Genomic DNA, 15,783 nt, shown 5'->3' on the forward strand with positions numbered 1-15,783 from the left:
ACAGTGACCACGTTAAATAATGCCGACTGAAAGCAACAATTTATTTTGGTAATAACCGATTAATAAAGGTTTATATCCTATATAATTCTGATACTTGAGTATAATGCCATGTTACTGATATGATTAAACAAACAAAAATAACACCAAGTTAAACATGGACTACCTCGCCCTGTCGCGCATTAGCCTCAAGCACCTCACGGTGCTACATATACTACTGACTACCCATAGTGTCACCCAAGCGGCTGAGTGCCTTTGTGTTACTCCCTCAAGTGTGAGTAAAACACTCAGCCAATTACGTGATCTACTTAAAGATGAGCTATTTTATCGTGATGGTTCGCATTTGGTTCCGACACCCTATGCTCTGTATATTGGCCCATCCGTACACGGTATTCTTTCAAGTACTCATGGACTTTTGCATAAGGGTGAATTTAATCCCGCGTATTATCAAAATAGCTTCGCATTAGCCATGCGTGAGAGTTCATTTGAATTGTTTGCACCGATACTGCACCAGCTCTCTCTGCAACTAGGAAATCAAGCTCATATCAATGTGTACGCAAAAGAAGAAATGAGTTTTGAAGCATTGTTAAGGGGACAAATCGACTTGTTACTACTTCCACACGATCTAAGTCAGCCCCCCACCCAGAACAAGGACCTCGTATGGCAAACCATATTTAAAGATGAAATGGTCTGCTTGATGAGTGAGTCAAACCCATTAGCTGAGAGTCAGCTTTCTTTAGAAAAATATCTCTGCGCCCGCCATATAGGAATACACGATAAAGATCTTGCAAAACCATACTTCGAACAACACTTGAAGCAAAAACAACTTAAAAGAAACATTGCCATGCGTGTGGCAGATTTTGGTGCAGCAGCAGTAATGTGTCAGCAGTCTAACTATCTGTTTACTTGTTCTAAACTTTGGGCAAATCGTGCATTGCAAGCACAAGGGTTGGTACAACGTGAACTGCCATTTGATTATGGAGAAGTGGCTTATAGCCTGATCTGGAGCCGATCAAGCTTAAATGACCCGGCATTACGATGGCTACAAGAACAATTAATCTCAGCTTGTGAAGTCATTGAATACAAAAATCAAATGTCGTAGATCTTGCTGATCATTATCAGTAATTGACTTGATGAGTTATAAGGATTTAGTGGCAAATAGAGAACGTACAAGCAAACGCTAAACATGAGCGTTATAGAAGTAAAATGCTTCCCCACTGGATACCACAGGTGTCAAAACCGTAATGTCTATGTATCAAATCGAGCCGAAAGTGTCAGTAAGCCATTTGTTTTTATTTGTACCAAAATGACACTTTATAATGCTCGCAATGGGGGCATTTCTTTAAGCCAAACAACGTTGTTCACGATTCGGAACAGTGTCGAATAAATGCATCAGATGACGAGTTAAAAAATTGACGTTAACCATCTGAACTAGAATGAATTTTAGCGACAACATTAAGTAACAACTACTGAAAAAATCAACACGTCACTTTTCCAAACTGGAAATTAGCAACTGATAACTTAAACACTTCCAGTTTGACCCGCCAGTAACGACAAACAATAAAAATATCGCTAAACATTATTTCTGGTTTGCCGACACACTGAGCATGGAAATGTTATCTATTGATTAATTGATATATACATTGATGATGAGGTACTCTAAACCTATTGGTCAAATCGCACGATAGTAGATCAACGTAAATGAACGCTTATGGCACAATTATGCACATCCACAAAACATTGGTAAGTTATCTAAACCTAAATGCACACTTGTGCTTATTACCTGCTGCGTTGTTAGGTGATGCAAGGAGCAAACGTCTTGAGTGATATTTTAGAACCGTTCGCTACCGAGCAAGATCACGACTTTCTAAAGCTAGTAGAAGAACGCTTCATACACATCTTTGATGTGTTTAGCCAAGGCCTGTTCTACATGGATGAACAAGGCGACATGGTATTTTATAACCAAGATTTTTACGGACAGTTTGGCCTTAGCACTGGCCAGATCACCCTTGAGCTATGGCTAAGCTTGGTCCATCCGCTAGATCGGGAGCGACTAGAAAAAAGCATAAAGAACCATATAGTGACGAATAACACTCGCGTCACAACCATTTATCGATTACGTAAACCGAGCGGTCAATATGTTTGGATCGAAGGCGTCGCGATGACCAAAGAAAGCTCACAGGGTCACTACATGGTCGGTAGCCACCGAGATATCTCTGAACGTAAGTTGATGGAAAGTTACATTCATCAAGCGGCATTTTATGACAGCAAGTCAGGTATGGCCAACCGTGCTCACCTTCTTCACGACATTCGTGATATCGTGATATCTAATGGTGCGGATGTTTCTATTTTCTACATTCAAATAGAAGACATTAAATCCTACCTCAATCACTACGGAAACGACTTGGTCGATGGCTTGGTCGACAATTTACTACAGGCGTTGAACCACCTGCCTTCCATCAAGAGTAAAGTCTATCGTGTTCATGATGATGATTTTGCACTGCTCATTAAAGGTGAATGCTCAGTAGACAAACTCCAATCTTATGCCAAAACGATAAAGCAGACTTACCATAAAGCCGTCACTCAAGAGGGACAATATTTAGGGAACTATATCAGTATTGGGATCTACCCTTGCATTGACCCTATCCAGTCAGAAGAAGAAATACTGCGAATTGCTGCCAGAACCTGTCAGTACGCGCACGAACAAAACGAAAACCGTATAGCAATATACAGCCAGTCTACACAGAAAGTCGTTGACCGTTATTTCTTTATTGAACAAGGCCTCAAACACGCTTTAGAGGCGAAAACGCTAAGCGTTAAATTTCAACCAATCGTCGATACGAAAGAGTCCACCGTTGTGAGCTTCGAATCTTTAGTTCGCTGGCGCAGTAAAGAATTTGGTGAAATATTTCCCGATGAGTTTATCCCTGTTGCAGAAAACAAAGGATTGATCGTGGAACTCGGCTATCAAGTATTTGCCAAAGCGTGTCAATTTATTAAACAATATCGTGACCGATATCAGAATGATGTTCGAGTTAACGTCAATGTTTCCGTACTTCAGCTACTGAATACTGAGTTCCCAACCAAGATTAAGGCGATGGCAGATGAAGCTGGCGTAAAACCTCAGTCTATTGTGTTAGAGCTGACTGAGACGTTTGTTCTGGATAACAATCAAGCGGCTATCGCACCATTAAACACTCTGAGCCAGCTCGGCTTTGCACTTTCTCTTGATGACTTTGGTTCCGGTTATAGCTCACTGAACTGCTTTTTCGATCTGCCGATGACACAAATTAAAATCGATAAAGTGATGGCATGGAAAACACTGACTAATCGTTCTTCGAAAGAGTACCTTAAATTTCTGATTAATATGTGTCACGAAAATAATATTGAAGTGGTTATCGAAGGCATTGAAGACGCAAGAATGCGAGACTTTTTTGCTGACATGGGTGTTGATTACTTACAAGGCTACTGGTTTTCAAAACCCTTATCCGTCGCGAGTGCTAGCCGCTATACGTTAAAATAATACCATTCTGGATAAGTAAATGGTCAAATTATCGCGCAGGACTTACTTTACAAGGTGAGTCGCTTAGAGCAAGGCATAGATTGCAGTAACTCGTTATTCTAATTACAAAATCTATAACGAAGCTATCAGCGACTTTAACCAGCTAGAGTGAGCAAGTACTTATCTTGAATAGTATAAAACCTTCTTGACCATAGTCGGCTCCCTGACTACCACCTGATTAGTAATACAATCAGGCTGATAGTGGGAGCTGTAAGTGATTAGCGTAAATTCTCTAAAACGACTCTTTGATCCAAGTATTGGTGATAATCAGTGTAATCCAACCCAACATCAAAAATATATTGAGTCGCGAGTTTTTTAACACATTCTACTAACTGATTTGCATCCCAAGGCTTTTCAAAATAACGATCAATGCCAGCAGAATTAATCGCCGCTATCGTATCTGAATGTGTTGCTTGACCAGTCAGTAGGACTTTTCGTGTTTGAACAAAACGGCTGTCTTGCGAAATATCGGTAAGTAATTCGACACCTGTCTTTCCCGGCATCACGTGATCAGAAATGACCACCGCAATTCGCTCACCACCTGCATCCAGCTCGTCCATAAGTTCGAGTACTTCATCTGCCGATTCACAGTCTTCAATATTGATCCACTGACTCAACGGTTCGAGATCGAGTAAAACTGCACTTAACACTTCTCGTTGGTCATCAACGCAAATTAAATTAAGCTTCTCCATGTACACCCTCTAACGGTAATTTGATTCTAAAAATCGTCTTATCACGGCTACTTTTCACCGCTATCGAGCCACCGTAACCCGCCACGATTCGCTTAACGATGGACAACCCCAAACCAAGACCAAATGATAACCCACCTTTTTTTGTCGAAAAATTTGGTTGAAAAATTTTACGCCGCGTCGCTTCATCAATTTCTGGACCATTGTTAGAAAACGTCACGAGAACTTTTCCTTTACTGATCCGTGTGTATATTTCAATTACAGGTGACTCAACATTCACCAGCGCATCACAAGCATTTTTTAATATGTTGACCCAAACCTGTGCTAATTCAGTCTGTGATCCGATAAAGGGGGGTAATTCGGCTGGGCTAAAACGAACCGTTACGCGCCTTAAGTCACTTTGTAATAACGCCAGTGCACCATTAATCGACTCGTTAATTTTTACCGCATCTTCACGGTCAATATCTGTTCTACCTAACTGTTTCACTGAGCGGACAATGCCAACGGTATGTTTGGATGCGAGACGTAAATCGTGCAAATCTCGTCCCATTTGCCAATAACGGATTGCCTCTTGTGGTTTTTCTAGCCAATAGCTGCTCAGATAGTTGGTTGGCACCGCACGAGCCAGATCTCGCGCTAAACCTTTTGGCAAACTATAGTATTTTTCAAAATGCCGCCCTTTTGCTCTTACTTCTCTAGATGACACCTTCTGGCCATGAAGTAAACCAAAATCAAAAAACAAGCTGGCTTCTGGATGCACCTCTTCTAATAAAAGCATGATCACATGCTCTAGGCGCTCGGATTTACTACTCACGACTCCAATCGCGTTGTTGAGCTCGTGCGCAATACCCGCCGCCAATTGACCCAATGTCGTCATTTGCTCTGCGGTATGTAGCTTTTGTACCGCTTTTTCTCTGGCAACTGATTCTTGCATGGCACGACGTTGGCGACGCGATAATTCATCCATCATCACGGGCATAAACTGCGTAGTCAGTGGACCGTATTTATCTTCGTCTACCGCAGGAGTGTCACGCTCTATCCAAGCAAGCTCTGCATCGGTTTGGGCGATAACCGTCGATGAGGCAATTCTAGTTCCCGAGAAAAAACTATGTACGCCGATAAACGCACCTTCAGAGGCAGAGAATACCTGAATGGGCTTTTTATCGTCTTCCGAATAATATCCCGCTAACTCACCAGATAAGACATAATAAAGTCGATCGTTGTAACCCGCTTGCTCAATCAGCACCGAACCACCCAAAACGGTTAATCGGCGTTCAATGTGATTAAAATAACGCTCTACTAATGCGTGCAGTTTATTTTCGTACATGGGGTTATCCAATATGCCCTACCGAATGTAGTATCCAAACCATTACAAAGCTTAATAACACCCCGATGATACCAAGCACCGCACCAATCCGAGCCATTTGACTGCTTTGCACATTGCCCGTCGCATGAGCAAGTGCGTTCGGAGGTGTACTGATCGGCAACGACATACCAAGCGAGGCAGCAAAAGTGACGACTAAAATCAGTGTCACTTCACCACCCAACGGTGTCAGTGACGTCATCGAAGTCCCTAGTGCAGCCATGATCGGCATCAGCAAGTTTGCCGTTGCGGTATGAGACATAAAATTCGCCATTAGCAAACATAAGAATGCGGCGCCAAATAAAACCACATACGGTGAAAATTGATCAAACGGAATACTGTGGACCATCAATTTGGCTAAACCGGTTTTATCCAAAGCCAAGCCTAATGCTATACCACCAGACACCAACCATAGAACATCCCAAGATATTCGCTTGAGATCTTCTTTATTAATTATGCCTGTTAATGAGAAAACCGCGACTGGGATTAAAGCAACAGTATACGAATTCATGCCGTGCGCTGAGCCCATTAACCACAAAATAATGGTGCCCGCAAACGTGATATAGACAACCATAGCCTTGGGCGTTTTTAAAAATTTACTTTTGATATTTAGGTCTATAGTAGTCTGCTCAGCTTTGTATAGGTATCCGATAAATGTCCAGGCAAGTGCCATCATAATGACCACAAACGGCACTCCAAACATCATCCACTCGCCGAAGGTGATGAGGTTATCCCCGACTAAATACTTCAGTGCGATTGCGTTGGGAGGTGTACCAATTGGGGTACCGATTCCACCGATGTTCGCTGCGACCGGAATACATAGCGCAAACGCAATACGACCCGGATCTTTAGGTCCGAACACGGCGATAACAGGAGTCAAAATAGACAACATCATCGCGGTAGTTGCCGTGTTAGACATAAACATAGAAAAAATCGCAGTAATCAACATCAACCCCAACATAACGAACTTGGGGTTTTGCCCAAATGGTTTTAGTAACACACGCGCTAAGTTGACATCTAAACGGTATTTCGTTGCTGCCATGGCTAGAAAGAACCCACCCAAGAACAACATGATAATTGGACTGGCAAACGTTGCATGATCTCATGATATTTTAAAAGTTCACCAAAATGAGGTTGCCCTTCTTGCCCTCGAAAAAGGACAATACTCTTATCAGAAACCAGTAATAGCTCCAGAACGATAATTACCACAGACGTCGCATAAATTGGGATCGGTTCAAACACCCAGCATAGAGCGGCAAGTAAAAATATCGCGACAACCCGTTGTTGTACGATTGTAATGCCATCAAACGGGAACGCGGATAAAGGCATTAGCCAAATAAGTAACGGGATGACCGTTGGGATGATGTATTTAAGATAAGGGCGCATAGTACAACTACTCTTCCTGAGATTCATTCATTAGGAGTGTCACTAGCCATCTCTCACATCACGCTGTCTTTTATTTGCCGTTCAATCTAACCGCATAAACTGGAGCGATAAAAACCTGAGCTTATCCAAGGTGAAAAGACATAACGTGTCAGTTAGTGACTCCGATAGGAAATTATGCGCATTGTTTAAAAACAAAGAGTTGGTTTTAGATCAATGAACGCGGATTCACATGAAAAAACATTTCACGAATGTGTTCGAGCTCACTAAATGAACACTGTAGACAAGGTAACCACTGTCTGTACGTTATCTACTCAGAGGTATTGATTAAACGTAGACTTCACTTGGGCGGAGGAATTGACAATATTGGGAGAGCTTAAGAATAAAAAATGCCGACAAGCGTCGGCATTATAGAAAGAATGGCTAATTAGTAGATCATGTTAGTGATGTTGGACGTTAAGTCACTTATTGGCTCGCCATGCGTGCTTTAAGTTGCGCTGCCTGACGTGCTATTAGATACGTCGCACTAATAACCAAAGCGCTAGCAAGCATCACACCTAAACCAAACTGACCTGCCGAACCATGAGCTTCCGCCCCCTGAACCAAACCATGCGATACGCTAAATAAAATAATAGCCGCAGCTGCCACTAAACTCTTTGCTCCACCTTTCTTTAACGCGATGAGCGCAAGAGGCAAACCGATAAGAGAGCTCACCACTAGCGCTTCAACAGATGTTGCGCCCGCCCATTCCAAACCAATCGCATAGCCGCCTGCAATGGCAGCCATAATGACGGCTGAAATTTGACTTGCACGTCGTAACGCAAAGGCTGAGAGAAACAAACCAATGAGAGCAAGAGCGATGAGATGATCCCAGCCAGTTAACGGGTGAAGGAAGCCTTCAGAAAAACTGGCTTCCATGTGGTGGCCAGTATGGGCAAAACTGCTGGCACTGGCGAATGCTAAACTTGCGCTGAATCCTTTTATTAATCCTTTCATTTTCACTATTCCTTATGCTTCTGTCACTTCAATTTTTACGTCACGCTTTGCCAGCATGCCGCGCTCAACAATAAAATCGATCACTTCTTGTAATCCATCGCCACGAATCAAATTAGTAAATACAAATGGTTTTTCACCGCGCATTTTCTTGGCGTCGCGATCCATGACTTCAAGTGAGGCATTCACCATAGGAGCCAGATCCGTTTTGTTGATGATCAAAAGGTCCGACTTTGTAATACCTGGCCCCCCTTTACGAGGGATTTTGTCTCCGGCACACACATCGATGACATAGAGAGTCAAATCTGAAAGCTCTGGCTAAACGTTGCACTGAGGTTATCGCCACCACTTTCAACCAAAACAAACTCTAGATTTTCATGACGCTCTTGCAGTTCATCAATCGCCGCCAAGTTCATCGACGCATCTTCACGAATTGCCGTATGTGGGCAGCCACCCGTTTCTACCCCCATAATACGATCGGACTCTAATGCTTCGTTGCGTAAAAGGAATTCGGCATCCTCTTTGGTGTATATATCGTTGGTAACGACCGCAAGATCATAATGCTGACGCATGGCTAAACATAACTGACGCAACAGTGCCGTTTTCCCTGAACCAACCGGGCCACCGACACCAATTCGCAAACATTGTGTACTCATCGTTAACTCCTAAATAATCTTGAATATTGGGTTTCGTGCCATGCGCAGGCCATGGCAAAGTTAGGTAGCGTTAGACCGATAGACTCATCCTCTACCTTTAACCCTGTGTTAATCGCTTTTTCTATTTGTGGCATCATTGCAATCAGAACCCGCTGAGCCGATGTTTGTCCTAGCGGTACGGTTTTACATGCCACGGTAATTTGGTTTTCGAGCCATGACCACAGCCATCCTGTCGCCGCTTGCTCTAAAGAAACGCCAAAGTGCTGACACGCTTTTGCAAACAACGGCAGATACGTCATCTGCTTTGCTTGCGTGGGCAGTTCCACATTCAAACTGACCAACAAACGATACAGCGTTTGTCCTAGTTTTTGCTCTTCCATCACGAGTTCAGCCGTTTCTCGGTTTGCCAGTAATACGGCCTGCCAGTGCTCTAGGGCAGCAATGTCGTTTTGGTGCCAAGCCTGATAGCAACGAACAAGTAGAGGCAATTCTAAGTTAGCTTGAGCGTGATTAAGAATCGGCTCTAGCCAGGTCTGCAATGTTGACTCGTCACGTACCCATTCTAAATCCACCGCCGTTTCTAACCCTTGGCTATATGCAAAAGCACCAATGGGTAGGCTTGGGCTGCTGAGGTGCAAAAGAGAGAGTAATGACTGAATATTCATCAGTGGCTGTGCTCCCCATGACTGTGGTGATGCTCATCATGCGAATGGCCATGACTGTGGCCCCCGCCGTGGTAAGCCCCAGATTCTGGGTTGAACATCGCTTGATGTTGCTGACACTCCAAACCAAACAGTTCCACCATTTCTTGCAAAACATGATCGGGTTGGAATCGTAACCATCGCTCACCAATTTCCATCGGTACGTGTCGATTGCCCATGTGATAGCAAGCCTTGGCGAAAGTCAGCCAATCTTTCGCTTCTGCGGTGACGACCTCTTCTTCTTGCGCTTCGACTCGGAATACCTTGCCACATTCGGTAAACAAACAGTCGCCATTTTTCAGTACGTCACCACGAGGTAAGAACACCCCCACATCTAAGCCCGTTTTACTCGATACGCGAAAGCGTCCGCGCTGACGCATTTCATAAGGCAGCACGATAGCGTCATCAATCTCACCGTGATGATGGTCCGAACGGCTAATCACTCGAAACATAGTTCTTTCCTTCTAAACTGAGCAGTTAAAACAACGTATAACGCTGTGCTAGGGGAAGTTCGGTTGCTGGGTCGCACGTCAGCAATTCACCGTCTGCACGAACTTCATAAGTCTGTGGATCTACAGTTACCGTAGGCATGTAATCGTTCAACACCATGTCTCGCTTGGTAACGCTGCGACAATTTTTACAAGCCACAAGATCACGGTGTAAGCCTAGTTTTTCCTTTAGCCCATTTTCCGTTGCAGCCTTGCTGGTAAATGTCACTGACGTCGCAGAGGCAGCTCGACCAAAGCCACCAAACATATAGCGATAATGGACTGGCTGAGGGGTCGGAATAGAAGCGTTAGCATCGCCCATTGGAGCAGCAGCAATAAAACCGCCTTTAATGATCAACGATGGTTTAATGCCAAAAAACGCGGGTTTCCATAAAACGATGTCAGCCAGTTTTCCAACTTCAATTGAGCCGACGGTATGGTCCACACCATGGGCAATGGCCGGATTAATGGTGTATTTCGCGATGTAACGTTTCGCACGGAAGTTATCCGCTTGAATCTCTTTGTCTTGTTCCAAGTATCCGCGCTGAACTTTCATTTTGTGGGCAGTTTGCCAAGTACGCGTAATCACTTCGCCAACTCGCCCCATGGCTTGTGAATCAGACGCAATCATTGAAAATGCACCGAGGTCATGAAGGATATCTTCAGCCGCAATGGTTTCTTTTCGAATGCGGGAATCGGCAAACGCGACATCTTCTGGAATATTTGGGTCAAGGTGATGACAGACCATCAACATATCCAAATGTTCATCAACCGTATTCACCGTGTACGGACGTGTAGGGTTGGTCGATGACGGCAATACGTTCGGGTGACCGCACGCGACAATAATATCCGGTGCGTGGCCGCCACCCGCTCCTTCAGTGTGATAGGTATGAATGGTGCGACCTTTGAAAGCAGCAAGCGTGTCTTCAACAAAACCCGATTCATTCAATGTGTCGGTATGAATTGCGACCTGAACATCGTATTTTTCTGCCACCGATAAACAATTGTCGATAGAAGCTGGTGTCGTGCCCCAATCTTCATGCAACTTTAACCCACAAACGCCTGCTTCAATTTGTTCAGCGATCGGCTCTGGCAAGCTGGCGTTACCTTTGCCTAAAAATCCAAAGTTCATCGGCATTTGGTCAGTGCTCAGCAGCATTTGTACCATGTTCCAAGCCCCAGGAGTACAGGTGGTCGCATTGGTGCCGGTTGCCGGACCAGTACCACCACCTATCATGGTTGTCGTGCCAGCCATTAACGCTTCTTCTATTTGTTGCGGACAAATAAAGTGGATGTGTGCATCAATTGCGCCTGCTGTGACAATGTGTCCCTCTCCAGCGATAACTTCTGTACTGGCACCGATATTAATCGTTACGTCAGGTTGGATGTCTTTGTTACCGGCTTTCCCAATCGCAACAATATTGCCATCTTTAATCCCAATGTCTGCTTTCACGATCCCCCAATGATCGAGAATCAACGCATTAGTGATCACACAATCCACCACATCTGCGCGACATAGTTGCCCTTGTCCCATCCCATCGCGGATGACTTTACCTCCGCCAAATTTCACTTCATCGCCATACACGGTGTAATCTTCTTCAACCTGTATAAACAGCTCGGTGTCCGCGAGACGAACCTTATCGCCAACGGTTGGTCCGTACATATCGGCATAGGCTTGACGAGATAGTTCTGCCATTATTGTTCTCCCTAACCCTTATTTTTTAACGCGTTTCTTTAACCCGTTCTATTAATCCATTGGGTGAATAGTTCTTAAACCTTACCCATCACTTCACCGCGGAAGCCATACACCGTTTTTGAACCGTCAATTTCAACCAATTCGATATTACGTGTCTGGCCAGGTTCAAAACGAACTGCCGTCCCTGCAGCAATATTTAGACGCATGCCTTTGGCTTTCTCTCGTTCAAAATCCAGTGCCGGATTAGTTTCAAAAAAGTGGTAATGACTCCCTACTTGGATTGGACGATCACCGTGGTTGATCACCGCTAATTGTTCAGTTCGACGCCCTCTGTTCAACTCAATAGGGGTATCGCTTAATATGTATTCACCAGGGTTCATGATGCCTCCTACTCCTATTGAATTGGGTTATGGACGGTAACGAGTTTGGTTCCATCGGGGAAAGTAGCTTCGACTTGCACTTCCTCCAACAACTCCGGTATACCCTCCATCACGTCGTCTTTTGTCAGAAGCGTTCTCCCATCACTCATCAACTGCGCGACGCTTTTTCCGTCACGCGCACCTTCCATAATCGCCGCGGATATGTAGGCTGATGCCTCTGGGTAGTTAAGTTTGACGCCACGTGCAAGTCTGCGTTCTGCGACTAAGGCGGCGGTAAACAGCAGTAACTTGTCCTTGTCTCTTGGAGATAGTTCCATCAGTAAATCCTCTACATTATGAGTGACATTGTCACTTATTTTTTGTATCTCTAATCGTTATATGCCGCGCAAACAATGTCACTAGGTGTTCCAGATTCGTGGTGCACTGGCTTGTCTTTGCATCAATTGTGGACGAATTATTGCCCAACAAGTACGTAACTGGTGTTGTGCTTGCTCACTGCAATCACCCAGATAACGCACCAGTAAAACATTGAGTCGATAAGTGATACTGAGCGTCCCTTGTGTGTCCGCCGAAAAGTGGTCGCGTAACGCTTCGACCATCGAAGCCGCATCATCTAGGCCAACCACCGTCAACATGCCAGACACTAGGTGTCCATTGAACCCACTAACGGCGGTAAGTAATGGATCGTCCGCTGCTAAGTATTGGCGCTCAAGCAACAATGGCTTACCGTCCTGATAGATCGACAAACGCTGCTCAACACTGCCTTGAGTAAAGGGCAAGTGACTCTTCGGTCGACCTAAACAAAACACATCCATACCGACAAATTTTGCGCTTCCGTGTAGGTTAACGCTGGTGGTTAACTTGCCATGTGCGCCATTAAAAACGATGGTTTCCATTGGCAACCACTCACAAGAGGCATTATCGACTTCGATATCCACATGCTGCTTTTGCTCGATATTGTGGCTATCTGCCTTATAAATTTTGCCCGCTGAAGGTGTCGTGACCAGTGCATGACTACCACTTTGGCAATGAATCTGAATGCTCAAATCATCACCGGATACCAATCCACCTGGTGGATGCAGTAGGTAAACGTGGCAAACGTCTTGCTCTGGATAGAACGGTCTTTGAACGCGCAGCGGACCTTGAAACTCCATCCGTTTCATTTGTGTTCTGTCACCCGACTTGCTAAACCCCAATGCCAAATAAGCGGGCCAATGACGTTTAGTTTGAGTCGACATATTAAAGACACTGTTCATAACACATCACACCGTGAGATATTTCTTAACCAATTCGTCGTTTAGGGCGTCCATGTCGCCCATCGCAACCTGTCGACCACGGTCAATAATGCAAAAGTTATCTGCCACTTTGCGGGCGAAAGGCAGTTTCTGCTCGACGAGTAACACCGTGAGGCCGATTTCTTTGTTCAGTCGACGAATAATGTCGCCGATTTCCGCTACGACATTCGGTTGAATCCCTTCCGTTGGTTCATCCAAAATCAGTAGTTTGGGGTTAATCACCAAAGCACGCCCAATAGCCAACTGCTGTTGTTGTCCACCCGATAAATCCCCGCCTCGACGGTGAAGCATCTCCTTCAACACAGGAAAAAGCTCATAAATAAAGTCTGGCACTTGCTTCGCACCATCACCTCGCATTGGCAATCCAATGCGCAAATTCTCTTCGACGGTGAGTAATGGAAAAATTTGCCGCCCTTGCGGTACATAACCGATACCAATCGGTGCGCGTTTCTCCGCTGCCAATTTGGTAATGTCTTGGCCAAGGAAGTTAATTTCACCACTTTTGGTCGGCAACAATCCCATAATGCATTGCAACAACGTGGTTTTTCCGACCCCATTTCGTCCCATAAGTACCGTGCACTTTCCTTCAGGAATATGCATATCGAGATCCCACAACGTGTGGCTCTGACCATAAAATTGGTTTAGTCCTTTAATCTCAATCATGCTTCTTCTCCAAGGTAGACTTCCACAACTTTCGGGTTGCTTTGCACTTTATCCATAGTGCCTTCAGCCAACACACTGCCTTGGTGAAGCACCGTGACATCACGGGCAACCGAACGGACAAAGTCCATATCGTGCTCAACCAGCACAATGGTGCGTTCACCCGCTAAAGAGGTAAGCAGTTCACCGGTTCGGTCCATTTCTTGGTGGGTCATACCCGCAACTGGCTCATCGACCAAAAGCAACTTCGGGTTCTGCATAAGCAGCATGCCGATTTCTAACCACTGCTTTTGTCCGTGGGACAAAGCGCCTGCCAATAGACTGCGATTCTCGTATAAACCGATTTGTTTCAATACGTGATCAATGTGATCCACTTGGCTTGGCGTCAGCGTAGCAAAGAGACTCGACAGCACCGTTTTAGGGCCCGCCATGGCCAATTCCAAGTTGTGAAAGACTGATTGAGATTCGAACACAGTCGGCTTTTGAAACTTACGGCCGATACCAGCTTGTGCAATCTCTGGCTCACTCATGTCGAGCAAGTTAATGTTTTGACCAAACCAGGCCGTGCCGCTATCAGGGCGCGTTTTACCAGTAATAATATCCATCATGGTGGTTTTTCCCGCACCATTTGGACCAATAATGCATCGTAACTCGCCTTCTTTGATATACAGGTTTAAGTCATTAATCGCTTTAAAGCCGTCAAACGCAACGCTGATTCCTTCTAGATACAACAAGCAGCCATGTCCCACGTTAAGCATCGGATTCACTTGTGGCATCATAAAGTCATAGACTTGGTCACGATCAGTCAGTGCTTTTACATATTTAAGGACGCTCATGATTGCACCTCTTTACGTTTGATAAGCCCAGTTACTCCTTTTGGAAGGAACAACGTCACAAGGACAAACATCGCCCCCAAACTAAACAGCCATACTTCAGGCAGTGCTGCGGTCAGGTAGGTTTTGGCATAATTAACAGCAAGCGCCCCGACTACGGCTCCGTATAAGGTTGCACGACCGCCTAGCGCCACCCATACCACTAGCTCTATAGAATTCAGAGGTGAAAACTCAGAGGGGTTGATAATGCCAACTTGAGGGACATATAACGCCCCAGCAATACCGGCAAGCACGGCAGAAAATGTGAAGATAGCCAGCTTGACGTATTCGACTTTGTAACCAGTAAAACGAGTTCTTGCTTCTGCGTCTCGCACCGCCATTGCAACACGGCCTAGACGACTGACGACAATAAAGCGACATGCCAAATAGCCTAAACCCAAAGCAATGCCGGACAACATGAACAGAGTCAGTCGGGTCGAGTCTGCTTGGAGGTCAAACCCCAAGATGTCCTTAAAGTCAGTTAGTCCATTGTTACCGCCAAAGCCCATTTCGTTACGGAAAAATGCAAGTAGTAAGGCATAAGTCAGCGCTTGAGTAATAATCGATAGATACACCCCAGTAACACGAGAGCGAAACGCAAACCAACCAAATACGAATGCAAGTATTCCAGGAGCAAGCACGACCATCAGCATCGCAAACCAGAACTGGTCAAAACCGTGCCAAAACCATGGCAACTCTTGCCAGTTAAGGAAAACCATAAAATCCGGTAACTCTGCGTTACCATACACACCTCGGTCTCCAATCTGGCGCATTAAATACATCCCCATGGCATAACCACCGAGTGCAAAAAATGCGGCATGACCCAGGCTTAAAATCCCTAAATAGCCCCACACTAAATCCACGGCAACGGCCAATAATGCATAAGTGAGGTATTTACCCATGAGCGTGATTGTGTAGGTGGACATGTGCAATGCCGAGCCTTCGGCAAAGAACAAGTTCATTGATGGAATGACACACAGCGCGGCACCCAAAACAATCAAAAACAGCAGTGTAGAACGATCGAACAATTTTGATTGAAGATCCATGA

Annotated in this window: 14 protein-coding genes and 2 pseudogenes; 2 read left to right on the forward strand and 14 right to left on the reverse strand. The window is 45.0% G+C overall.

The window, feature by feature from the left end:
- Positions 1-154 precede the first annotated feature (154 nt).
- The gene (locus SU60_RS03770) at positions 155-1,099 is read left to right on the forward strand and encodes a LysR family transcriptional regulator (RefSeq protein ID WP_041154384.1); all 945 of its coding nucleotides are present in this window, start codon (positions 155-157) and stop codon (positions 1,097-1,099) included.
- A 717-nt stretch (positions 1,100-1,816) separates the two neighbouring features.
- Positions 1,817-3,520 carry an EAL domain-containing protein gene (locus SU60_RS03775; protein WP_041154385.1) on the forward strand — a complete coding sequence of 568 codons (1,704 nt, stop codon included), beginning with the start codon at positions 1,817-1,819 and terminating at the stop codon, positions 3,518-3,520.
- A 257-nt stretch (positions 3,521-3,777) separates the two neighbouring features.
- On the opposite strand, the gene SU60_RS03780 is transcribed toward SU60_RS03775, so the two are convergent.
- From SU60_RS03780 to urtC, 14 genes and pseudogenes are all read right to left on the reverse strand, one after another.
- The gene (locus SU60_RS03780; protein ID WP_041154386.1) at positions 3,778-4,251 is read right to left on the reverse strand and encodes a response regulator; all 474 of its coding nucleotides are present in this window, start codon (positions 4,249-4,251) and stop codon (positions 3,778-3,780) included.
- The gene (locus SU60_RS03785; protein WP_041154387.1) at positions 4,238-5,575 is read right to left on the reverse strand and encodes an ATP-binding protein; all 1,338 of its coding nucleotides are present in this window, start codon (positions 5,573-5,575) and stop codon (positions 4,238-4,240) included. The genes SU60_RS03780 and SU60_RS03785 overlap by 14 nt, the downstream gene beginning before the upstream one ends.
- Positions 5,576-5,579: 4 nt before the next feature.
- Positions 5,580-6,997, reverse strand: a pseudogene (locus tag SU60_RS03790) (SLC13 family permease).
- 462 nt (positions 6,998-7,459) lie between these two features.
- Entirely contained in the window at positions 7,460-7,990 is a 531-nt protein-coding gene (locus tag SU60_RS03795; RefSeq protein WP_041154388.1) for a HupE/UreJ family protein, read from the reverse strand.
- Positions 7,991-8,002: 12 nt separating this feature from the next.
- A pseudogene (ureG, locus tag SU60_RS03800) lies at positions 8,003-8,643 on the reverse strand (urease accessory protein UreG).
- Positions 8,644-8,645: 2 nt separating this feature from the next.
- A complete protein-coding gene (locus tag SU60_RS03805) occupies positions 8,646-9,308 on the reverse strand; it encodes an urease accessory protein UreF (RefSeq protein WP_041154389.1) in 663 nt (220 codons plus the stop codon).
- Positions 9,308-9,796, reverse strand: coding sequence for an urease accessory protein UreE (ureE, locus tag SU60_RS03810; RefSeq protein ID WP_041154390.1), 489 nt, complete (start codon positions 9,794-9,796; stop codon positions 9,308-9,310). The genes SU60_RS03805 and ureE overlap by 1 nt, the downstream gene beginning before the upstream one ends.
- Positions 9,797-9,821: 25 nt before the next feature.
- Positions 9,822-11,528 carry an urease subunit alpha gene (gene ureC / locus SU60_RS03815; protein WP_041154391.1) on the reverse strand — a complete coding sequence of 569 codons (1,707 nt, stop codon included), beginning with the start codon at positions 11,526-11,528 and terminating at the stop codon, positions 9,822-9,824.
- 74 nt (positions 11,529-11,602) lie between these two features.
- Entirely contained in the window at positions 11,603-11,908 is a 306-nt protein-coding gene (locus tag SU60_RS03820; protein WP_041154392.1) for an urease subunit beta, read from the reverse strand.
- Positions 11,909-11,922: 14 nt separating this feature from the next.
- Positions 11,923-12,225, reverse strand: a complete 303-nt coding sequence (gene ureA / locus SU60_RS03825; RefSeq protein ID WP_041154393.1) for an urease subunit gamma — start codon at positions 12,223-12,225, stop codon at positions 11,923-11,925.
- 81 nt (positions 12,226-12,306) lie between these two features.
- The gene (locus tag SU60_RS03830) at positions 12,307-13,164 is read right to left on the reverse strand and encodes an urease accessory protein UreD (RefSeq protein WP_041154394.1); all 858 of its coding nucleotides are present in this window, start codon (positions 13,162-13,164) and stop codon (positions 12,307-12,309) included.
- Positions 13,165-13,170: 6 nt separating this feature from the next.
- A complete protein-coding gene (urtE, locus tag SU60_RS03835; protein WP_041154395.1) occupies positions 13,171-13,866 on the reverse strand; it encodes an urea ABC transporter ATP-binding subunit UrtE in 696 nt (231 codons plus the stop codon).
- Positions 13,863-14,699, reverse strand: coding sequence for an urea ABC transporter ATP-binding protein UrtD (gene urtD, locus SU60_RS03840; RefSeq protein WP_041154396.1), 837 nt, complete (start codon positions 14,697-14,699; stop codon positions 13,863-13,865). Before urtD ends, urtE begins: the two co-directional genes overlap by 4 nt.
- A complete protein-coding gene (urtC, locus tag SU60_RS03845; RefSeq protein ID WP_041154397.1) occupies positions 14,696-15,781 on the reverse strand; it encodes an urea ABC transporter permease subunit UrtC in 1,086 nt (361 codons plus the stop codon). Before urtC ends, urtD begins: the two co-directional genes overlap by 4 nt.
- Positions 15,782-15,783: the final 2 nt, after the last annotated feature.

The organism is Vibrio mytili (assembly GCF_000830505.1).
In the GTDB taxonomy this organism is placed as follows: domain Bacteria; phylum Pseudomonadota; class Gammaproteobacteria; order Enterobacterales; family Vibrionaceae; genus Vibrio; species Vibrio mytili.